This is a genomic window from Streptomyces sp. NPDC014676 (assembly GCF_043084105.1).
In the GTDB taxonomy this organism is placed as follows: Bacteria; Actinomycetota; Actinomycetes; order Streptomycetales; family Streptomycetaceae; genus Streptomyces.
Window position 1 is genome coordinate 26,374 of sequence record NZ_JBIBZI010000005.1, and the last position, 20,987, is coordinate 47,360.

The window sequence follows — 20,987 nt, forward strand, 5'->3', positions numbered from 1 at the left end:
TCCGACACGCCTTTTAGGCCGTCCGGCGTGCGCTAACGGCCGCCCCGACCGTTCGTCGAACCGTTCGTCGACGCGATCGACCGTCCGCCGCACGCCCCTGCGCGCGCCCTGTCCCCGCGTCGCGCCGTGCGCTGCCATACGGCCATGACGGCCGGAACCACACTCATGAACGGGACGACCGCCGAGCACGAGCTCGCCGCACTGCAGCGCGAGCACGGCCGGCCCCTCTTCGCGCTGCTGCTCCGGCTCTGCGACGGGGACCGGCAGCGCGCGGAGGATCTGGTCCAGGAGACCCTGGTGCGCGCCTGGCAGCACCCCGAGGCCCTGCGCGCCGAGCACTTCGACTCCGTACGGCCCTGGCTGCTCACCGTGGGACGGCGGCTCGCCATCGACGCGCGACGGGCCCGGCAGGCCCGGCCGGCCGAGGTCGGGGACGCCGTGCTGGAGAACGCCCGGGTGATCTCCGACCACGCCGAGCGGGCCGCGGCCGCGCTCGACGTCCGCGAGGCTGTGAAGACACTCACTCCGGAGCACCGTGACGTCCTGGTGCTCGTGTACTTCCAGGGGGCGAGTGTGGCGGAAGCGGCGACGGCCCTCGGGATTCCGCCCGGTACCGTGAAGTCCCGCGCGTACTACGCCCTGCGCGCCCTGCGCCGGGTGCTCCCCGGATACGCCTCCGACATGCGATGAAACCGAAGGCAGAGTCAAGCCTTCGCAAAGCGCCTTGCCGACCACCCCGGTTGAGTAATCGGCTGTCCTCATCCGTGTTCCGGACCGGGGGCCCGGGTTCGGGCGACGCGCACGCACCGGAGGAAGGCAGGAAGGGATGCTGCACAGAGGTCGAGAGAACACGGACGGCACCGGCGACGGTGAACTGACCGTCCCCATGGCCTGGCTGTACGCCGAGTACATCGCCGACGAACTGCTGCGCAGCGGCGATCTGATGCCCCCGACGTCCTTCGAGTTCCGCGCGGGCCGGGACGCGCTGGCGCTGACCGTGTTCCTGTCCGACACCGACGGCGAGCTGTCCGGCATCCGGGTGGTCACCCAGCTGGAGACCTGGCTGTCGCTGACCGCGTACGACCAGCCGTGGCAGGAGTGGGTGCAGGGGCGCCTGCGGGAGCTGACCGCGGACACCGCCGCGGCCGGCCGGGACGCGCCGGATCCGGACCTGGAGCTGGCCCGGGAGGCCTGGCGCTGGCTGCGGGAGACGGAGCTGCTCGCGCCCGATCTGAACGCGGTGCCGGGCGGCGGCGCGGTGACCGGTGAGGACGAGGGACCCAAGGTGTGGACACCGGCGTGGCAGCTCGGGCTGCCGCTCGGTCACCTCGCCATCCATCTTTTCTAGATTCCTCGCCGATCCGACCAATCCGGGGGCCGGTCCGCTCCGAATCCCTTGGTTACGATTCGGCACGCCGCTTGAGTGATTCGGCTGCCTGGTGCGTACCGGTGGGAGCAAGGAGTAACCCCACCCGCACCCAACGGCACGAGGATTCGGCATGAGGTCCCTGGAGAGGCATCGCGACGTCGGCGCCTACGCGCTCGGCGTGCTGGACGAGGCGGACGCGTTCCGTTTCGAGGACCACCTCATGGAGTGCCCCCAGTGCGCTGTCCAGGTGACCGAATTCGGTCCCGCGGCGCGCCAGTTGATGCTGTACCGGAGTTCCACTCCACGGCTGGTGCACCCGCTGGCCAAGCCCGGCCCGAGGATGCTGGACCGGCTGCTGTCCCAGGTGGCGGCCCGCAAACGGGCGGGGCGCCGCCGGCTGCTGCTGGCGCTGGCCGCCTCGGTGGTGGTCGCGGTGTCCGCGCCGGTGGTCACGGTGCTGGCGCGGGACGACGGCGGGGGCGCCGTGAGCGTCGCGGCGACCGACGAGCGGTCCGGGGTGTGGGCGCAGGTGACCACTGAGGACCAGGCCTGGGGCAGCACCGTGGAGATCGAGGTCAAGGACGGCGCGGGCCCCCGCACCTGCCGTCTGGTGGTGATCGGCCGGGACGGCTCCGAGGAGACGGCGGCCGGCTGGAGCGTGCCCCGTCTCGACGCCCGCCCCCACACGGTGCTCGGCGGCTCCGCCATGCATTCCGAGGACATCGCCCGCTACGAGGTGCGTACGCGGGAGGGCGACAACCTGGTGACGCTGAAGCTCCGCTGAGGCCCGCGCGGGCAGCGCGGCGCCCTTGAGCCGCCGGCGTGCGCCTTCGCGGGAGAGTGGTTCCGGCATACGCCAGGAGTGCCGTCCGGGGCACCGGCGGTCAGGCGGCTCGGGCACCGCGGCGGGCGCGACGGGGCGACCCGGCACGGCACCGTCCCACGCTGCCGGCACCGCCCCGGGCCCGGCCGGCTCCCGGCACGGCACGCACTCCCCGCGGCCCCGCCGCACGACGGCCGCGGGGCCCGCCCGTGCGGGCGGTGCTCCCCCGCCGGGCCCGCAAAAGGCCCCGGCACCGCGCCGACGGCGCGGTGACCGCGTGCTCAGGCCGGGTCGGGGTCCTCCGCCACCACGAACTCGCTCCACACGCACTTGCCGCCGCCGCGTGCCTCCACTCCCCAGACGTCCGTGAGCGTCTCGATCAGGAGCAGACCCCGCCCGGAGACGCCCGACTCGCCCGCCTCCCGGCGGCGCGGCAGGGCGCTGGAGGAGTCCTCGACCTCCACCCGCACGCGCCGCTCGCTGCCGGTGAGGGCCCGCAGGGTGACGACCGCGGAGCCCTCGGTGTGCATCAGCACGTTGGTGATCATCTCGTCGGCGACCAGCTCGATCTCGTCGGCCCGCTCCCCCGCGCCCCAGGCGCCCACCGCCGTGCGGATCATGCGCCGGGTCTCGGCGAGCGCCTCCGGGTCGCCGGGCGTCACCAACTGCTTGAGCCGGCCGCCGGGCCGCGCGCCGTCCGGGGCGCGGCGGCGCAGCAGGAGCAGCGCCACGTCGTCGCCGCCGCCGCGTTCCCCGGCCGCGTCGATGAGCCGGTCGGCGAGGCCGTGTACGTCGTCGGGGCCCGCGGCGACCAGCGCCGAGAGGCTCTCCATGCCGTCGTCGAGGTCGGCGCCGGGCCGCTCGACCAGGCCGTCGGTGCACAGCAGCAGGGTGTCGCCGGTATCGAGCTCCATCGTGCCGACCGGGTAGTCGAGCCGCCCGAACTCCGCGGACAGGCCGAGCGGCAGCCCGCCGGGGACGGGGACGCGCCGGCAGGAGCCGTCGGTGCGGCGCACCAGCGGGTCGAGGTGGCCGGCCCGGACCACCTGGAGCACACCGGTGGACAGGTCGGCCTCGGCGTAGAGGCAGGTCGCGGAGCGGTCGGTGTCGAGTTCGTCCAGGAAGACGGAGGCGCGGGCCATCACGGTGGCCGGCGGGTGGCCCTCGGCCGCGTAGGCGCGCAGCACGATGCGCAACTGGCCCATGACGGCGGCGGCGTGCGTGTCGTGGCCCTGGACGTCGCCGATGACGGCGCCCACCCGGCCTCCCGGCAGCGGGATCAGGTCGTACCAGTCGCCCCCGATGTCCCGGCCGAAGGAGCCGCCGATGGTGGCGGCGCGGTAGCGCACGGCGAGGTCGGCGCCGGGCACGCTGGGGATGGTGCGCGGCAGCATGGCCTGCTGCAGCCCCTGGGCGAGGTCCGTCTCCTGCTCGTAGAACATCGCGCGCTGCAGGCTCTGGGAGATGCTGCTGCCCAGGGCGACGAGGATGTTGCGCTCCTCGGCGGTGAAGCCGCGCCGGTCGCTGTAGAGCAGCCCCATCGCGCCGATGGGACAGGCCTGGACGATCAGCGGCAGATAGGCCGCCGAGGTGATGTCGAGCCCGGTGATGCCCTGCCACAGCCCCGGGTAGCGCTCGGCGAACTCCTCCGGCGACTCGATGAAGCGCGGGCTGAGGGTGCGCACCGCCTCGCTCATCGGGTACGGCTCGTCGATCCCGGTGACGTCGGTGCCCGGTACGAAGCTGCCCGCGGGGCCCTCCGCGATGAGCCGGATCCTGCCCGCCTCGACCAGACCCATCACGAGGCTGGTCGCACCCAGATGGGTGAGGCCGTGGGTGTCCTTGAGGACGTCGATGACGTCCTGCACGGTGCGGGCGTGGGCGAGGGCGGCGGTGGTGAGCTGGACGACGTTGGTCTGCCGGCGGCGGTTGTCCTCCTGGAGCGCCTGATCGCGCCGGGCCTCGGTGTCGCGGAGCTCCTGGGTGGCGTCCCGGACGATGCCGATGATGCGGCGGGGCCGGCCGGACTCGTCCCGGCGGATGTAGCCCTGGGTGTGGGTCCAGCGCAGGGAGCCGTCGCGGCAGCGGACGCGGAAGTAGGCGCCGTAGTTCTCGCTGCCGGCCTTCAGCGCCTGCGACACGACGGTGTCCAGGCGCCGGGCCTCGCCGGGCGGGACCCGGCTGCCCAGGGTCTCGGGGTGATCGTCGTACTCGTCGGGGCGCAGGTCGAAGATCTCGTGCGCCTGGGCGTCCATCTGCATCACCCCGGCGTCCAGGTCCCAGTCGAAACCGCCCATGCGGTTGAGCGCCAGGATCGGATCCGGGTGGTCCGGCCAGTCGTCCGGGAGAGACAGGGGGCTCGCTCCCCGATCAGCCATGGGCCCACCTTGCCAGGATTCACGCGAATCCTCGACCGCTGGGCGCCGTCCGCCCGCAGGTTGCGCGGCCCGCCCGGTGGTATACGGAGAGTCACAGAGGTGTCGGCGGGACGAGGCAGGAGGGAGCGTGCGGCCGTGGAGTGGTTCACCGCGTCCGAGTACTGGACGGGCCGGCTGGTCTTCCAGCGGGCGCTGGCCGGGCTGTACCTGGTCGCGTTCCTGACGGCGGCGCTGCAGTTCCGTGCGCTGATCGGGGAGCGGGGCATGCTGCCGGTGCCGCGTTTCGTGGAGCGGGTGCCGCCGCGGAGGTCGCCGAGCCTGTTCCACTGGCACTACTCGGACCGGTTCTTCGCGGGGTGCGCCTGGACGGGCTGCGCGGTGTCGGCGGCGCTGCTGGCGGGGCTGGACTCGCTGCTCCCGCTGTGGGGCGGGATGCTGCTGTGGCTGGTGCCGTGGGTGCTGTACCTGTCGGTCGTCAACGTGGGGCAGACCTGGTACGCGTTCGGCTGGGAGTCGCTGCTCCTCGAGGTCGGGTTCCTGGCCGTGTTCCTCGGCAACGACGAGGTGGCGCCGCCGGTCGTGGTGCTGTTCCTGCTGCGGTGGGTCCTGTTCCGGGTGGAGTTCGGCGCGGGCCTGATCAAGATGCGCGGCGACGAGTGCTGGCGGAAGCTGACCTGTCTGGACCACCACCACGAGACCCAGCCGATGCCGGGGCCGCTGAGCTGGTTCTTCCACCACCTGCCGAAGCCGCTGCACCGCGCCGAGGTGGCCGCGAACCACGTCACCCAGCTCGTCGTGCCGTTCCTGCTGTTCGCCCCGCAGCCGGTGGCCTCGGTGGCCGCCTCGCTGATGATCGTCACCCAGCTCTGGCTGGTGCTGTCCGGCAACTTCGCGTGGCTGAACTGGATCACGATCGTGCTGGCCCTGCCGGCGGTCGCGTTCCCCTCCGATCCGCCGGCGGTGTCCGGCGCGCCGCTGTGGTACGTGGTGGTCGTCCTCGCGGTGTCCGCGCTGCTGCTCGGCCTCTCCTACCGGCCGGTCCGCAACATGCTCTCCCGCCGCCAGGTGATGAACCGCTCCTTCGACCCGCTGCACCTGGTCAACACCTACGGGGCGTTCGGCAGCGTCAGCCGGATCCGGTACGAGGTGGTCGTGGAGGGGACGGCGGACGAGGTGCCCCGGAAGGACTCCGGCTGGCGGGAGTACGAGTTCAAGGGCAAGCCGGGCGATCCGCGGCGCTGGCCGCGGCAGTTCGCGCCGTACCATCTGCGGCTCGACTGGCTGATGTGGTTCGCCGCGTTGTCGCCCGCGTACGCGAGTCCGTGGTTCGGCGCGCTGGTGGAGCGGCTGCTGGAGGGCGACCGGGACACGCTGAGGCTGCTGCGCCGCTCCCCGTTCCCTCCGGACGCTCCGCCCCGGCACATCCGCGCCCGTCTCTTCCGCTACCGCTACACGACGTGGCGGGAGCTGCGGGAGACGGGCGCGTGCTGGGAGCGGACGTATGTGCGGGAGTTCCTGCCGCCGACCCGGCTGACGGGGCCGGCTCAGAGGCCGTAGACGCGGGTGGCGGTGGTCTCGAAGAGCTGACGGCGTCCGGTGGCGTCGAGGCCCCCGGTCAGCTCCCGCGCGATGGCGAGGACGTCGCCGTACGCCGCCGCGAGGGTGCACACCGGCCAGTCCGAGCCGAACATCAGCCGGCCGGGGCCGAAGGCGTCCAGCACGGCGTCGGCGTACGGACGCAGGTCGTCGACGGTCCAGGAGGTCCGGTCGGCCTCGGTGACCAGGCCGGAGAGCTTGCACACCGTGTTGGGCAGTGCGGCCAGGGCGCGGACACCGGACGCCCAGGGTTCGAGTGCGCCCGAGGCGACGGGCGGCTTGCCCAGGTGGTCCAGGACGAAGGTGAGCCGGGGCAGCGACCCGGCCGCCGCCGCGCAGGCCGGCAGCTGGTGCGGCAGGACGACCAGGTCGTAGACCAGGCCCGCGTCGGCGACGGCGGCGAGTCCGCGCCGTACGTCCGGGCGCAGCAGCCACTCGGGGTCGGGTTCGCCCTGGACCTGGTGGCGGACGCCCTTCAGATACCGTCCGCCGGGCAGTTCCCGCAGCCTGGCCAACTCGTCGGCGACGTCGGGGCGGGTGAGGTCGGTCCAGCCGACGACCCCGGCGACCCATGCGTGGGTCTCGGCGAGCGCCAGCAGCTCGGGGGTCTCCTCGGGGACCGTGACGGTCTGCACCAGGACGGTACGGCCGACTCCGGCCGCCCTCGCCTCGGGCGCGAGGTCGTCCGGAGTGAAGTTCCGCCGCAGCGGGCGGAGTTCGGGGCCGGTGATCCAGTCCTGGTCGCGGACGGTGAGGTCCCAGACGTGGTGGTGCGCGTCGACGACGGTCACGCCGGCTCTCCTTCGGGCGGCAGCAGACCGGTGTCGCGCAGTTCCCGCCAGAGGGAGGCGGGGACCGGGGTGGCGAACTGGTCGGCGCAGTCGTGGACTTCGGTGGCCGAGCGGGCGCCGACCAGTACGCTCGCGACCGCCGGATGGGCGGCGCAGAAGGCCAGTGCGGCGGCGCGCAGGGTGGTGCCGTGCCGCTCGGCGGCCTCCTTCAGCCGCAGGGCGCGGTCCAGCAACTCGGCGGGTGCGCGGGTGTAGTCGTACGTCGCGCCCGGCCTCGGGACCGCGAGGAGACCGGAGTTGAAGGCACCGCCGATGACGACCGATCTGCCGCGCTCCCGGGCGACGGGCAGCAGGTCGGCCAGGGCGCTCTGGTCGAGCAGGGTGTGACGGCCGGCGCACAGGACGACGTCGACGTCGGTGTCGCGGACGAAGCGGGTGAGCATCGCGGTCTGGTTCATGCCGGCGCCGATCGCCCCGACGACACCCTCCGAGCGGAGCTGCTCCAGGGCCGGGTAGCCTTCGCGGAAGGCCTGTTCGGCGTGGTCGTCGGGGTCGTGGAGGTAGACGACGTCGACACGGTCCAGGCCGAGGCGTTCCAGGCTCGCCTCCAGGGTGCGGCGTACGCCGTCGGCGCTGAAGTCCCAGACGCGGCGGTGGGTGGCGGGGACGGCGAAGCCGTGGGTGAGGTCGTCGCCGCGGGTGTGCGCGACGGGTTCGAGGCGGCGGCCCACCTTCGTGGACACCGTGTACGCGTCGCGCGGGTGCTCCCGCAGGGCCGCGCCGAGGCGGCGTTCGGCCAGGCCGAGGCCGTAGTGCGGGGCGGTGTCGAAATAACGGATGCCGCGCTGCCAGGCGGCCCGCACCGTCTCGTACGCCGCCTCCTCGCCGACCTCGGTGTACAGGTTGCCGATGCCGGAGGTGCCGAAGGCCAGGGCGGTGACCTCGACACGGCTGCGGCCGAGCCGGCGGGGGTTCACCGGCTCTCCGGGCGCAGCCGCAGCCCCTGCATGCCGCCGTCGACCGCGAGGGCCGTGCCGGTGGTGGCGCCGGACAGCGGGCTCGCCAGATAGGCGACGGCACCGGCGACCTCGGCGGCCGGGACCAGGCGGCCGGTGGGCTGGCGGGCCTCCAGGGCGGCGCGTTCGGCGGCCGGGTCGTCGGCCGCGTCCAGCAGCCGGCCGATCCAGGGGGTGTCGACGGTGCCCGGGTTGACGCAGTTGACGCGGATGCCCTCGCGGACGTGGTCGGCGGCCATGGCGAGGGTGAGGGAGTACACGGCACCCTTGGTGGCGCTGTACAGGGCCCGCTGCGGCAGCCCGGCGGTGGCGGCGATGGAACAGGTGTTGACGATCGCCGCGTGCGCGGAGGCGCGCAGATGCGGCAGGCAGGCGCGGGCGGTACGGACCATGCCCAGGACGTTGACGTCGAAGACGCGGTGCCATTCCTCGTCGGAGTTGGTCTCCACGGTGCCCCGGGCGCCGATGCCGGCGTTGTTGACCAGTACGTCGAGGCCGCCCAGGCCGTCGACGGCGGCGGCCACCGCCGCGCGCACCGAGGCGTCGTCGGTGACGTCGGCACGGTGTCCGGTGAGGGGCTCGGCGACCGTCGACGGGTCGAGGTCGAGGACGGCCACCCGGGCGCCGCGCTCGGCGAGGAGTTCCGCCGTGGCCCGGCCGATGCCGGAGGCGCCGCCGGTCACCAGGGCCGTCAGTCCCTCGAAGTCGCTCATGCGGCCTGCTCCTTGTCCTTGTTCTTGTCGTTCTTGTCCTTGTTCTTCCGCGTGTCCGGGTCGGCGGCCCAGAAGCCGCCGTCGGGATAGGTGTAGCGCGCCAGGGACTCCGGCCGCACGGCGGCGGAGAAGCCCGGCGCGAGGGGTGCCGTGTAGTGGCCGTCGCGGATCACCACCGGGTCGAGGAAGTGGTCGTGCAGATGGTCGACGTACTCGATGACCCGGTCCTCGGTGGTGCCGGTGAGGGCCACGTAGTCGAACATCGAGAGGTGCTGGACGAGTTCGCACAGGCCGACCCCGCCGGCGTGCGGGCACACGGGGACGCCGTACTTGGCGGCGAGCAGCAGGATCGCCAGGTTCTCGGGGACCCCGCCGACGCGGGCCGCGTCGATCTGGACGATGTCGACGGCGCCGGCCTGGAGAAGCTGCTTGAAGACGATCCTGTTCTGCGCGTGTTCGCCGGTGGCCACCTTCACCGGGGCGACGGCGCGGCGGATCGCCGCGTGGCCGAGGATGTCGTCGGGGCTGGTGGGTTCCTCGATCCAGTACGGGTCGAACGCCGCGAGGGCCTTGGTCCAGCGGATCGCCTCGTCCACGTCCCAGCGCTGGTTGGCGTCGATCGCGATGCGCACGTCCGGTCCGACGGCCGCGCGGGCGGCCCGGCAGCGCCTCAGGTCGTCGTCGAGGTCGGCGCCTACCTTGAGCTTGATCTGGCGGAAGCCGTCGGCGACCGCCCGGGTGGCGAGCCGGGTGAGTTTCCCGTCGTCGTAGCCGAGCCAGCCGGGCGAGGTGGTGTAGGCGGGGTAGCCGCGTTCCAGCAGCAGGGCGGTGCGTTCCTCGGCGCCTTCCCGGCCGCGGCGCAGGAGGGTGAGGGCCTCTTCGGGGGTGAGGGCGTCGGTGAGGTGGCGGAAGTCGATCTGGCGGACCAGCCAGGCGGGGTCGGCCTCGGCGAGCAGCCGCCACAGCGGCTTGCCCGCGCGTTTGGCGGCCAGGTCCCACAGGGCGTTGACGACGGCCCCGACCGCCATGTGCATCACGCCCTTCTCGGGTCCGAGCCAGCGCAGCTGGCTGTCGCCGGTCAGGTCGCGGTTCAGGAGGGAGGGGTCGGCGCAGAGTTCGTCGGCGGGCCGTCCGACCACATGGTCGCGGAGCGCCCGGATCGCGGCGACCTGGACGTCGTTGCCCCGCCCGATGGTGAAGGCGAACCCGTGCCCCTCGTGTCCGTCGGCGGCGTCGGTGCGCAGCACGACGTAGGCCGCCGAGTAGTCGGGGTCGGGGTTCATCGCGTCGGAGCCGTCGAGTTCGCGCGAGGTGGGGAACCGGACGTCGTAGGTGTCGACGGCGGTGATGCGGGCGGGTCGCGGGGGCACGGAGGGCCTTTCGATGGGAGACGGAAATCTGATATTTATCAGACCACTTACCGAAGAGAACACCTCTGGACGCGCCGGACCCGTCATCCGGCCGGATTTGGTCCGACCACTTCCGTCGTTAGACTGCGGCGCATCCGGTGAGTGGAGGAGTGCGTGGAGGAGACGGCCCCGCAGAAGGGCACGGTGACGCAGCGCGCCATCGAGCGGATCACGGCGATGATCCGCGAGGGTGAACTGGAGCCCGGTGAGCGGCTGCCCACCGAGCGGGAGCTCGCCGTCCGGCTGGGCATCTCCCGCAGTTCGATGCGGGAGGCGATCCGCGCGCTCACGGTGCTCGGAGTGGTCGAGGCCCGGCACGGCTCGGGCATCTACGTCACCCGGCTGGAGGCCGGGGACCTGCTGGAGACGTTCGGGGTGGTGGCGGACCTGTCCCGGGGGCGGCAGCTGGTCGAACTGCTGGAGGTGCGCCGCGTCCTGGAGTCGCACGCGACCGCCCTGGCCGCCGCCCGGATCACCCCGGACCGGCTGGCCGAGGTCGGCAAGCACCTGGCGGCGATGAACGCCACCGACGATCCGGAGGAGATCCTCGCCCACGATCTGGCCTTCCACCGCGAGATCGCGGCGGCCGCCGGCAACGGGACGACGGCCGCGATCCTGGAGAGCCTGTCCTCGCGCACCTTCCGGGCCCGGGTCCGGCGCGGGTACCAGGAGGAGGGCGCCTTCGCCCGCACCCGGCGCGAGCACGCCGCGATCCACCGCGCCCTGGCCGCCCGCGACCCGGAGGCGGCGCGGGCGGCGGCGGCCGCGCACGTGGGCGCGGTGGAGGAGTGGCTGCGCGCCCGGCTGGAGGACTGAGCCGGTCAGGCCCGCTCCAGCCGCGGCGTCATCAGCCGGCACGGACCGCGGTGGCCGTACCGCCGTCGCCGTCGGTGCGGACCGTACGGCTCACCTCGTGGCCGTACGCCGGGTCGTCGACGGCCGCCGCACCCCGGTCCGGCTCCTGGAGGTGGACGAAGGTGAGGACGGGCGGTCACCAGGGGTACGGATCCCCCGGCGCGCCCGTTCGCACCGGGCCGCCGTTCAGTGGGCGGCGCCGTGCCCGTCCGGGGCACCGGCCTGTGTCCGTGCCTGGGCCTCCAGGCGGCGCTTGGCGTCGTCCCAGTCGACCGGCAGCCCGTCGACGGGCACCTCCCAGAAGGTGAACGTCGCGTCGCGCATCGTCTCGCGCACGCCGGTCATGACGCTCTTGTGCGGTTCGGTCCGGGCGTAGGTGTAGAGCGCGTCCCGGCTCTCCCACGCGGACAGCGTGTAGAAGACCTTGCCGAACGGCCGGGCCTCCAGGGAGGCGCCGAGGGCGCCGGGTGCCTTGCGGACCTGGCCCCAGGCGGAGAGGGACTTCCGGAAGAAGCGCGGGACGTCCTTCAGCGACCGCACCTCGAAGCGGGAGGCCATGACGAAGGCGCGGGTGGTGTCGGGGCCCACCGGGTTCGGCATGACCCAGGGAAGAGTAGGCACGGCAGCCTCGCCTCCATGGTTGGGTAGTGACACTATCCATATTAGACAGTGCCACTACCCAATGCGAAGGGGAGAAGGGGAAGCACGTGAGAATCTCGGAACTCAGCCGCCGCAGCGGGGTGTCCAACGCGACGATCAAGTACTACCTGCGCGAGGGGCTGCTGCCGCCCGGCCGGGCGACCGCGGCGACCCAGGCCGAGTACGACGGGACCCACCTCAGAAGACTCCGTCTGATCCGCGCGCTGACGGGGGTACGGGGCCTGTCCGTCGCCTCGGCCAAGCAGGTCCTGGACGCCATGACCGAACACCGGGGCGACACGCACGAGCTGCTCGGCATCGCCTTCGGCATCCGGCCGCCCGACGGCGGCACACCGGCCGAGGGCGAGGACCTCACCGGGGCGAACCCCGAGGCCGCCGCCCTGGTCGACGCGATGGGCTGGTCGGTCTCCGCCCGGAACCCGGCCCGGCGGATCATCGACGAGACGCTGCGGACCCTGCGCTCACTGGACGTCGAGTACGGCTGGGAGGCGCTCCTCCCCTATGCCGAACTCGCGGAACGGACGGCCCGGTACGACCTCGACCACCTGGAGGCGGTCACGGACCCGCTGGAGAAGGCCGAGCGGGCGGTACTGCTGACCTTCCTCCTGGAACCGGCGCTGATGGCCCTGCGCCGGCTCGCCCAGGAGAACGAGTCGACCGCACGCCGCGGCGGGGACGGGCACACCCCGGCCTGACCACGACGGCATTGCGGTGATCGACCGCGAGGGTCTAGGGTCGGCCGGGTGACTGCCGGGTCGGCCGTGGGCCATTCATGTGAGGCGCTCCCGGCCTCGGTGTGAGGCCGGTGCGGGGCGCGCCCCCGCTCGTGCGCGCCCGTGGCCCGCCCCCCTCTCCGCGTGTTCCCTCCCCTCACGGAAACCGACACCGGAGACGAATCGAGCCATGTCCGCAGTACAGCACGTCCAGTTGAACCACACCGCCGTCTACGCCAGTGACCGCCGGTACTCCGCCGAGTTCCTCGCCGGGATACTGGGACTGGAGGTCGGCGCCCCGTTCGGCCCGTTCCTGCCGGTCGACCTGGGCAACGGCGTGACCCTCGACTACTACGAGAAGCGGGACGAGCCGGTCCAGGGCCAGCACTACGCGTTCCTGGTGCCCGAGGAGCGGTTCGACGCCATGATCGCGCGCCTGGAGGCGGCCGGTATCACCTACTACGCGGACCCGGGCCACACCGAGCCCGGCCGGGTCAACGACCTCTTCGGCGGACGCGGCGCCTACTTCGACGACCCGGACGGCCACAACATGGAGATCATGACCCGGCCCTACGCCCGGCCGTAGCGACGGGGCGCGCCCGCCCGCACATGCCGTCAGTCGACGCTGGGCAGGATGTGGGGCTCGGCGAGGTCGTCCTCGTAGCCCGCGAGGCGGATCGGGGCCGAACGGGCCCACACGTCGAGACTGCCGAGCTCCCCAGGCCGGCGGGCGGCGCGTTCCGTGTACTCCTTGGGGCGCTGATCGCTCTTCGTCTGCTCCGGTGTCACCGCGCACTCCTTATGTGTCGGTCACCCTCGGGACGTACCGCGCCGGCCCTGCGCCTGGCGCCCGGCGTCCGCTCGGGTCTGTGGGAAAACCGTTCGGACGCGGTGGCGCCGGCGACTCGAGGGAGAGCAGGCCGTGGTGAACCGGCTGGTCCCATGACGGACCGTGGGTGCGGGTGGAACCCTGAACTGCTGTCCGTCCGGATCAGATTAACCAAATGAGCGGCCCCCCGCTCGATGGGGCTCAAAACTGAGGGTAACGATTCCGCGTCGGACGGTACTCAATAGAACGGAATATGCCCCTTTTCCCGGATGCGCGCGACCGACCGTGGTCACCCGTCCGAGGTACAGCGACGTCGGCGTTTTCGACCGGGTCGCGCGGCCGGGGGCGCGGTTCAGGACCCGTCGGCCGGTACCCGACATGGTCCGCCGCCGCGCGAACCCAGGGGTGCGGGCCGGCCGCGCGGCGGACGAGGAGGCCCGCGCCGTCCGCTCCGGCGCCGGTGTCCTGGGGCCGCCGACGGCGCGCGGCCCCCTGCCGGGCACGGCCGGCCGCCCTCACCACCGGCCGGGCGCGTAGTCCTTCAGGAAGACGCCGTACAGGTCCTCGCCCGCCTCGCCGCGCACGATGGGGTCGTAGACGCGGGCCGCGCCATCGACCAGGTCCAGCGGGGCGTGGAAACCGGCGTCGGCGAGGCGCAGCTTGTCGAAGTGGGGGCGCTCGTCGGTGATCCAGCCGGTGTCGACCGAGGTCATCAGGATGCGGTCGGTGTCGAACATCTCCTGCGCGCTGGTCCGCGTCACCATGTTCATGGCCGCCTTGGCGGCGTTGGTGTTGGGGTGGCCCGCGCCCTTGTAGCCGCGGTCGAACACCCCTTCCATCGCGGAGACGTTGACGACGTAGGCGCGCCCCGCGGACGCCCGGCGCGCGGCCTCGGCCATCGCCGGCCGCAGCTTGCTGATCAGGATGAACGGCGCCGTGTAGTTGCACAGCTGGGTCTCCAGCAGCTCCACCGGGGAGATCTGCTCGATGGTCTGGACCCAGGTGTTGGTGTCGACGACGTCGGGGAGCAGGCCGCCCGCGTCGATGGCGGTGCCCTCACGGTGCCGGACCACGCTGGCGTTGCCCGCGACCAGGGCGAGGTCGGCCACCTTCTGCGCCTCGAGTCCGCTGACGCCGACGGGCAGCGCGGTCAGTCCGTCGACCGCGCCGGAGTTGAAGGCGCCGATGACGTGGTGGGCGGGCAGCTCACCGGCCGGCAGCGGGGCGCTCTCGCCCTCGACGAGCGCGGCGTACGCGGACGGCAGCCGGCGTACGGTCTGGGTGGCGTTGTTGATCAGGATGTCGAGCGGGCCCTGCTCGGCGACCCGGTCGGCCAGCGCGACGGCCTGGGCGGGGTCGCGCAGGTCGATGCCGACGACCTCCAGGCGGTGCATCCACTCCGCGGAGTCGTCCATGGCCTTGAAGCGGCGGATGGCGTCCTTGGGGAAGCGCGTGGTGATCGTGGTGTGGGCGCCGTCGCGCAGCAGCCGCAGCGCGATGTACATGCCGATCTTGGCGCGTCCGCCGGTGAGCAGCGCCCGCTTGCCGGTGAGGTCGGCGCGGGCGTCGCGCCGGGCGCGGTTCTCGGCGGCGCACTTCTGGCAGAGCTGGTGGTAGAAGTAGTCGACCTCGGTGTAGCGGGTCTTGCAGGTGTAGCAGGAGCGGGGACGCTGGAGTATCCCCGCGATCCTGCCGGGCTCGACGCGGGAGGACGGCAGGATGCCCTCGGTCTCGTCGTCGATGCGCTCGGCGGAGCCGGTGGCGGTGGCCTCGGTGACCGCCTTGTCGTGGGCGGTCTTGGCGGCCCGGCGCTCCTGGCGGCGGCGCTGCTTGACCGTGCGGTAGATGTGCGAGGTGGCCCGGCGGACCAGGATCGCGTCCGGGTGGTCGACGTCGAGTTCGTCGAGTTCCCGCAGCACGTCGAGGCAGACGGCCAGCCGCTCCGGGTCGATGCCGGGCCCGTGCGCCACCGTGTCCATGGCCTCGGGGCCGTCCTGTGTCACCGTCATCGCCGCTGCCGTTTCCCGCTTCGCTTCTCGCGGCGCTCCGTTCGCGCACGCTGTTCGAACGGCGGATTTTACTTCAGCGCCGGGCCGCAGCACCAAACCGGATACGTCAGTGATCGCAGACGGCGGTCAGCGTCGTCACCTCCTCGGTCAGCGCGCGGGCCAGCCGGTCGAGGTCCGGGACGGCCGCGCCGTCGGCGACCAGGCCGTAGTGGACGCGCCCCTTGTAGGTGGAGACCGCGACCGCGAGGGAGTGGCCGGGGGCCAGCGGCGCGAGCGGGAAGACGGCGCCGAGCGGGTCGCCGCCGAGCCGCAGGCCGAAGCCGGGCAGCGGCACGCTGGTGACCAGGACGTCGAACCAGAGCCGGGCCGCCTGGCCGAGCAGCGGTCCGCCGAGCCGGTGACCGAGCGGTGGCACGTGCTCGGCGAGCAGGGCGACGGCGCCCGCGCCCCGGTGCGGGCCGGCGTCCTTGTTGCGGTCCATCGCGGTGCGCACCAGCGCGAGCCGCACGAGCGGGTCCCGCTGGTCGACGGGGAGCTGTATCAAGTACCCGGAGAGCCGGTTGCCCTGGGGGTGCGCGGTGCGCGACCGGCGCCGGGAGACGGGGATGAGGGCGCGGGGCACGACGCCCTCGCTGCCGTCGCCGCGCTCGTCGAGCCAGCGGCGCAGGGCGCCCGCGACGACCGCGATCAGTACGTCGTTGACGGTGCCGCCGGCGCTCTTGCGGATCCGGTGCACGTCGTCGAGGTCGACGACCGCGCCGGCGGTGCGGCGGGTGCCGCTGGGCGCGCAGGTCAGCGCGGGTGAGGAGCGCACGTCGAGGGTGGAACGGGCGACGGCGGCGCCGATGTCCAGGGCCCGGCCGGCGTCGGACAGGGCCTCCCGCACGAGGCCGGGCACCTCGCGCACGTCCGGGAGGAGCCCGCGCGGGGGCTCGGCGGGGCGGGGCCGGGGCGTGGGGAGGTCCATCGGGTCCATCAGCGCGGCGGCGAGGGTGAGGGCGCGCAGCCCGTCGGCGAGCGCGTGGTGGAACTTGAACAGGACGGCGAAGGAGGTGCCGTCCTCCCCCGGCAGCACATGGGCCTCCCAGGGCGGCCGGGTGCGCCGCAGCGGGCGTCCCATGAGGCGTCCGGCGGCGGCGTGGAAGTCGGCGGCCGGGGGGTGCAGCCGTACGTGGTCGAGGGGGTCGAAGCCGGGGTCGGGTTCGCGGGCGGCGCCGCCGAAGGCGAGCGAGCGGCGCAGGGCGGAGGCGAGCGGCTGCCGCAGCGCGGCGGCCAGGGGCTCGCCGGGCGCCGGCCAGGCGCGGCGCAGCGCCGACAGCGGGCGCCGCAGGGTGAGCGGCTCCCAGGTGTCGCGGATGCGCATGCGCAGCCCCGGCACGGCGGCGGCCCGGGACGCCAGCAGGTCGGCCGCGTGGGCCGCCGCGGAGGGCGAGCCCGCGGAGAAGACGCCGAGCGCCGCGAGGTGCATGGGATGACCGGCGGACTCGATGTTCCAGAACGCCAGGTCGAGAGGGGCGAGCGGATCTGCGGTCATGGGCGGGGCCTCGCGTCGACGACGGGAACGGATCAGCAGTCAATCGCTCCCGGCCGATTACGGTCAAGTACGATCTGGCTACCCATAGTCAACAGCATGTGACGTCTTCGCCCCTCCCGCCGGTACGGCGGAAGGGGCGGGACGGGAGTGACGGAGGGGGTTGGTGCGGCGCGATCAGCGCCGCACGGGTGACGGACGCCACCCGGACGGGCGCGGCCCTCCGGCGGAACGGTTCATCGCGCGGCGCCCTCCGCGGTCGGGCAGCCCGCGGGCTGCGCCCGTGAGGCGTCCCGGATCAGGGCCTCGTGGGCGGCCTTCACCCGGGCCACGTCCGGCTTCATCACGCGCCGGTCGTAGGTGAGCAGACCGTTGAGCTCGCCCTCGACGTCCGTGATCTGGGTGTAGACGGCGCCGTTGCCGCCCCGGCACATCAGCGTGCGCACCTCGTCGAGCTTGGTGAGGTAGTCGTCGGTGTAGGTCGCCGGGTCCACGTCGACGTAACTCTGCTGCACGGACCAGGCGTGTCCGGGCACCGCGAGGCCGAGGCCGCCGTACTCGCCGCTGACCAGGGCGCGTTTCCCGTCCGGGACGGGCGGCAGCGCGGGGCTGGGGTATCCGTGCTCGTCCATGATGTCGCCGGCGTTCCCGTCGGCTCCCAGGTTGAGGCCGGACTGGTTGTTGACCAGCCGGCTGGGGTCCCAGGCCTTGGCCTGTTCGGCGATCCGGCCGATGTCGTACTGGCCCCAGCCCTCGTTGAAGGTGACCCACATGACGATCGACGGGCTGCTGATGTGCTCGTCGATCATCTGCTTCATCTCGCGCTCGTAGCGGGCGCGGGCCTCGGTGCCCGGATTCTTCCCGGCCGTCATGGCGGGCATGTCCTGCCACACCAGCAGCCCGAGCCGGTCGGCCCAGTAGAACCAGCGGTCCGGTTCGACCTTGATGTGTTTGCGCACGGAGTTGAAGCCGAGCTTCTTGTGCGCCTTCAGGTCGTGGGCGAGGGCCTCGTCGGTGGGCGCGGTGTGCAGTCCGTCGGGCCAGAAGCCCTGGTCGAGGGTGGCCATCAGGTAGACGGGTTCGCCGTTGAGGACCGTGCGCGGCACGCCGTCGATGTTCTCGACGGCGATGGAGCGCATGCCGAAGTAGCTGCCGACGCGGTCGGCGCCGACGGTGACCTTCAGCTTGTACAGGAAGGGGTCGTCGGGAGACCACAGGCGCGGGTCGTGGATCCTCAGGGTGAGCGGCTCGCCGGTGCGGCCGGTGGCCGTGGCGACCTTGCGCCGTCCCTCGTACGCGGTCGCCGTGACCGGTACGCCGTCCCGGACGCCCTTCGCCTCCACGGTGAGCCGCTCGCCGGGCACGTCCGGGATCAGCTTGAGGGAGTCGACGTGGTCGCGGGCGACGGGCTCCATCCAGACGGTCTGCCAGATGCCGGAGCTGGGCGTGTACCAGATGCCGCTGGGATCCAGGCGCTGCTTGCCGAGCGGCGGGTTCTCGCCGTCGGCGGCGTCGGTCGGGTCGTAGACGCCGACGATGAGCTCCTGGGTGCGGCCGGGCTTCAGCGCGTCGGTGACGTCGGCGCTGAACTTGTCGTAGCCGCCCTCGTGGTCGGCGACCTTGACGCCGTTGACGTACACCTCGGAGCGCCAGTCGACAGCGCCGAAGTTGAGCTTCAGCCGCTTTCCGGAGCCGATGTGCCAGTCGCGGGGCACGGTGAAGGTGCGGCGGTACCACATGCGGTCCTCGTGCCGCTGGAGGCCGGAGAGCTGGGACTCCACCGGGTACGGGACGAGGATGCGCTCCTTGAGCGTCTTCCCGACGGGCGGCTGCTCGCCCTCCTTCGCGGCGGCGAACTGCCAGCGGCCGTTCAGATTGCGCCACTGCTCACGGGTGAGCTGCGGGCGCGGGTACTCGGGCAGGGCGTTGTCCGGGCCGACCTCGTCGGCCCACTCGGTGCTCAGTTCGTAGGTGGAGCGGTTGGGGCCGCTGCTCAGGAAGGCGTCCACGGGGTCGCCGTCGGCGGCGGTCAGGCCGCCCTGGCCGTCGTAGCGGATGTCGGCGCTGCCGCGGGCGGTGCCGGTCTTGTTGCCGACGACGGGCTCGGCGAGCGTGACGAGCAGCGCCTTCGGGTCGGCCGGGTCGGGTTCCGCCGACTTCACGGGCCAGTCGGCGCCGCCGATCACCGCGTCGAAGTGGTCGGTGAAGCCGGCCGGGGGCGCGGCGAGCGGGCGGGGGAAGTCCAGCTTCAGGGTGCGGCCGGAGGCGAGGACGGTGGCGGCGAGGGCGCCGTCGTAGTCGAAGCCGTCGGGGAGGCGGAACGCGGACTGCGGTACGGGCTCCTTGGTGCCGCCGGGTTCGGTCCAGCGCAGGTGGAAGTTGGAGCCGCCGTAGTGCTCGAAGTACTCGACCTTGATGTCGTGGGCGCGGCCGGCGGTCAGCTCGACGGGCTGGGCGGTCTGTTCGCGGTCCCAGTCGTCGATCCAGTGGTCGATGGCGATCTCGCCGTCGATCCACAGGCGGAAGCCGTTGTCGGCGCTGACCGAGAAGGTGTGGGCGCCGGTCCTCTCCGGCACGATCCTGCCGGTCCAGCGGACGCTGACGTCGTCCGACCGGCCGGTAGTGAGGTTCAGGCGCGGCTCCAGGTTGTCGAAGTCGAGGTCGGAGTCGAAGGCGGTGGCCTTGAGCTCGTGGAAGTCGAAGGCGCCGGGGGCGGACTGGGTGTAGTACTCGCCCTTCAGGCCGTGGATCTCCACCGGCTCGTCCTCCGCCGCGGTCGCGGCCGGGACGGCCGCGGTGAGTCCGGTGACTCCCAGCGCGGCGGCCAGCACAAGCGCGAATCGGTTTCTGAGTCGTCTGGTGCGCACGGAACCTCCGTCGGTGAGGAAGGAGACGGCTCGCTGCTCAGTACGTGTCTCTGGGCTGTGCATGTTCTGTTCTGTGCGTCGCACTCGTCAGTACAACGTTGTCAAAGAACAGTACTTGGCATAACAGCACGGATTCCTTCATCCGTCCAGGGACATGACAAAGGCCCCGGTGGTCACGCCGACCGGGGCCCCTCCCTCGCGTCACTACGGCACGAGCTGTCCCTTGCCGAGCGCGATCACCCCGCTCTTGGACACCGTGTACAGCTCGGCGTCCCGCTCGGGGTTGACGCCGATCGTGGCGCCCGGCGGCACCTCGACGTTCTTGTCGAGCACCGCGCCGCGCACCACCGCGCCCCGCCCGATGTGCACGTTGTCGTGCAGCACCGACCCCTGCACCATGGCCCCCGGATCGACCACCACGCCCGGCGACAGCACGGACCGGGTGACCTGGCCCCGGATCAGGCAGCCGGCGCTGATGATCGACTCGCTCGCCATGCCGCCCGCGTTGAAGCGGGCCGGGGAGAGCTGGCCCGAGTGCGTGTAGACGGGCCACTGCCGGTTGTAGAGGTTGAACGCGGGGCGCTCGGCGATCAGGTCCATGTGCGCCTCGTAGTACGCGTCCAGCGTGCCGACGTCCCGCCAGTAACCCTGGTCGCGGCTGGTCTCGCCGGGCACGTGGTTGGTGCTGAAGTCGTACAGCGCGGCCTCGCCCCGCTCGGTGAGCTGGGGCAGGATCGAACCGCCCATGTCGTGCACCGAGTTCTCGTCCTCGGCGTCCCGGTGGAGGGCCTCGATGAGCGCCTTGGTGGTGAAGACGTAGTTCCCCATGGAGGCGAACACGCACTCGGGGTCGCCGGCCAGTCCGGGCGGGTCGGCGGGCTTCTCCAGGAAGCGCTCCACGGACTGCCCGTCCGAGCCCGGCGTGATCACGCCGAAGGAGGCGGATTCCGAGCGCGGCACCCTGATCCCCGCCACCGTGACCCCGGCCCCGCTCTCGATGTGCTGGGCGAGCATCTGGCGCGGGTCCATGCGGTACACGTGGTCGGCGCCGAACACCGCCACGTACTCCGGCCGTTCGTCGTAGATCAGGTTCAGGGACTGCAGGATCGCGTCGGCGCTGCCCAGGTACCAGCGCGGGCCGAGGCGCTGCTGGGCGGGGACCGGGGTGACGTAGTTGCCGAGCAGGCTGGACATCCGCCAGGTGGTGGTGATGTGCCGGTCCAGCGAGTGCGACTTGTACTGCGTGAGCACGCAGATGCGCCGGATGTCACCGTTGACCAGGTTGGACAGCACGAAGTCGACCAGGCGGTAGGTGCCGCCGAAGGTGACCGCCGGTTTGGCGCGGTCCGCCGTGAGGGGCATCAGGCGCTTGCCCTCGCCGCCCGCGAGCACGATTCCCAGGACCGAAGGACCACCACGACGCATGGC

Annotated in this window: 18 protein-coding genes; 7 read left to right on the forward strand and 11 right to left on the reverse strand. The window is 72.7% G+C overall.

The features are described 5' to 3' along the window. Positions 1-144 precede the first annotated feature (144 nt). From ACF1DX_RS15570 to ACF1DX_RS15580, 3 genes are all read left to right on the forward strand, one after another. The gene (locus tag ACF1DX_RS15570) at positions 145-690 is read left to right on the forward strand and encodes a sigma-70 family RNA polymerase sigma factor (protein ID WP_391791703.1); all 546 of its coding nucleotides are present in this window, start codon (positions 145-147) and stop codon (positions 688-690) included. 136 nt (positions 691-826) lie between these two features. Then, a complete protein-coding gene (locus ACF1DX_RS15575; RefSeq protein WP_391791704.1) occupies positions 827-1,348 on the forward strand; it encodes a hypothetical protein in 522 nt (173 codons plus the stop codon). Between the two features lie 151 nt (positions 1,349-1,499). Beyond that, positions 1,500-2,153 (forward strand): zf-HC2 domain-containing protein, encoded by a 654-nt coding sequence (locus ACF1DX_RS15580; RefSeq protein WP_391791705.1) that lies wholly within the window; start codon positions 1,500-1,502, stop codon positions 2,151-2,153. A 320-nt stretch (positions 2,154-2,473) separates the two neighbouring features. On the opposite strand, the gene ACF1DX_RS15585 is transcribed toward ACF1DX_RS15580, so the two are convergent. After that, a complete protein-coding gene (locus tag ACF1DX_RS15585; protein ID WP_391791706.1) occupies positions 2,474-4,570 on the reverse strand; it encodes a SpoIIE family protein phosphatase in 2,097 nt (698 codons plus the stop codon). Positions 4,571-4,705: 135 nt separating this feature from the next. Here ACF1DX_RS15585 and ACF1DX_RS15590 point away from each other — a divergent pair, with 135 nt between their 5' ends. Continuing rightward, positions 4,706-6,127: a lipase maturation factor family protein gene (locus ACF1DX_RS15590; RefSeq protein ID WP_391791707.1), complete on the forward strand. Its 1,422-nt coding sequence runs from the start codon at positions 4,706-4,708 to the stop codon at positions 6,125-6,127. On the opposite strand, the gene ACF1DX_RS15595 is transcribed toward ACF1DX_RS15590, so the two are convergent. From ACF1DX_RS15595 to ACF1DX_RS15610, 4 genes are read right to left on the reverse strand one after another with little or no spacing between them, the layout of a single operon-like run. Continuing rightward, entirely contained in the window at positions 6,115-6,957 is an 843-nt protein-coding gene (locus ACF1DX_RS15595; protein ID WP_391791708.1) for an amidohydrolase family protein, read from the reverse strand. The two genes, ACF1DX_RS15590 and ACF1DX_RS15595, sit on opposite strands and share 13 nt — an antisense overlap. Then, entirely contained in the window at positions 6,954-7,934 is a 981-nt protein-coding gene (locus ACF1DX_RS15600; RefSeq protein WP_391791709.1) for an aldo/keto reductase, read from the reverse strand. The genes ACF1DX_RS15595 and ACF1DX_RS15600 overlap by 4 nt, the downstream gene beginning before the upstream one ends. Next, positions 7,931-8,686, reverse strand: coding sequence for an SDR family NAD(P)-dependent oxidoreductase (locus ACF1DX_RS15605; RefSeq protein WP_391791710.1), 756 nt, complete (start codon positions 8,684-8,686; stop codon positions 7,931-7,933). Before ACF1DX_RS15605 ends, ACF1DX_RS15600 begins: the two co-directional genes overlap by 4 nt. After that, positions 8,683-10,056: an enolase C-terminal domain-like protein gene (locus ACF1DX_RS15610; RefSeq protein ID WP_391791711.1), complete on the reverse strand. Its 1,374-nt coding sequence runs from the start codon at positions 10,054-10,056 to the stop codon at positions 8,683-8,685. The genes ACF1DX_RS15605 and ACF1DX_RS15610 overlap by 4 nt, the downstream gene beginning before the upstream one ends. A 153-nt stretch (positions 10,057-10,209) precedes the next feature. On the opposite strand from ACF1DX_RS15610, the gene ACF1DX_RS15615 reads away from it, so the two are divergent. Then, positions 10,210-10,911 (forward strand): FadR/GntR family transcriptional regulator, encoded by a 702-nt coding sequence (locus ACF1DX_RS15615; RefSeq protein WP_391791712.1) that lies wholly within the window; start codon positions 10,210-10,212, stop codon positions 10,909-10,911. Between the two features lie 225 nt (positions 10,912-11,136). On the opposite strand, the gene ACF1DX_RS15620 is transcribed toward ACF1DX_RS15615, so the two are convergent. Next, positions 11,137-11,571 carry a DUF3291 domain-containing protein gene (locus ACF1DX_RS15620; protein WP_391791713.1) on the reverse strand — a complete coding sequence of 145 codons (435 nt, stop codon included), beginning with the start codon at positions 11,569-11,571 and terminating at the stop codon, positions 11,137-11,139. Positions 11,572-11,657: 86 nt separating this feature from the next. Between ACF1DX_RS15620 and ACF1DX_RS15625 the strand changes: the two genes are divergently transcribed. Together ACF1DX_RS15625 and ACF1DX_RS15630 are read left to right on the forward strand one after the other, a co-directional pair. Then, complete coding sequence (locus ACF1DX_RS15625) at positions 11,658-12,305, forward strand: MerR family transcriptional regulator (RefSeq protein ID WP_391791714.1); 648 nt, start codon at positions 11,658-11,660, stop codon at positions 12,303-12,305. Positions 12,306-12,513: 208 nt separating this feature from the next. Further along, a complete protein-coding gene (locus tag ACF1DX_RS15630; protein ID WP_030871639.1) occupies positions 12,514-12,909 on the forward strand; it encodes a VOC family protein in 396 nt (131 codons plus the stop codon). Positions 12,910-12,938: 29 nt separating this feature from the next. Here the strand turns inward: ACF1DX_RS15630 and ACF1DX_RS15635 are convergent, their stop codons facing one another. The 5 genes from ACF1DX_RS15635 to glgC all read right to left on the reverse strand — a co-directional run bounded on the left by ACF1DX_RS15635 (position 12,939) and on the right by glgC (position 20,984). Continuing rightward, on the reverse strand, positions 12,939-13,112 hold the full coding sequence (locus ACF1DX_RS15635; protein ID WP_385049473.1) for a hypothetical protein: 174 nt from the start codon (positions 13,110-13,112) through the stop codon (positions 12,939-12,941). Positions 13,113-13,667: 555 nt separating this feature from the next. Then, a complete protein-coding gene (locus ACF1DX_RS15640; RefSeq protein WP_391791715.1) occupies positions 13,668-15,161 on the reverse strand; it encodes an SDR family NAD(P)-dependent oxidoreductase in 1,494 nt (497 codons plus the stop codon). A gap of 106 nt (positions 15,162-15,267) precedes the next feature. Next, the gene (locus ACF1DX_RS15645; protein ID WP_391791716.1) at positions 15,268-16,695 is read right to left on the reverse strand and encodes a wax ester/triacylglycerol synthase family O-acyltransferase; all 1,428 of its coding nucleotides are present in this window, start codon (positions 16,693-16,695) and stop codon (positions 15,268-15,270) included. A gap of 233 nt (positions 16,696-16,928) precedes the next feature. Beyond that, positions 16,929-19,559 (reverse strand): PA14 domain-containing protein, encoded by a 2,631-nt coding sequence (locus ACF1DX_RS15650; protein WP_391791717.1) that lies wholly within the window; start codon positions 19,557-19,559, stop codon positions 16,929-16,931. Between the two features lie 204 nt (positions 19,560-19,763). Next, positions 19,764-20,984, reverse strand: coding sequence for a glucose-1-phosphate adenylyltransferase (gene glgC / locus ACF1DX_RS15655; RefSeq protein WP_391791718.1), 1,221 nt, complete (start codon positions 20,982-20,984; stop codon positions 19,764-19,766). Between the last annotated feature and the right edge of the window lie 3 nt (positions 20,985-20,987).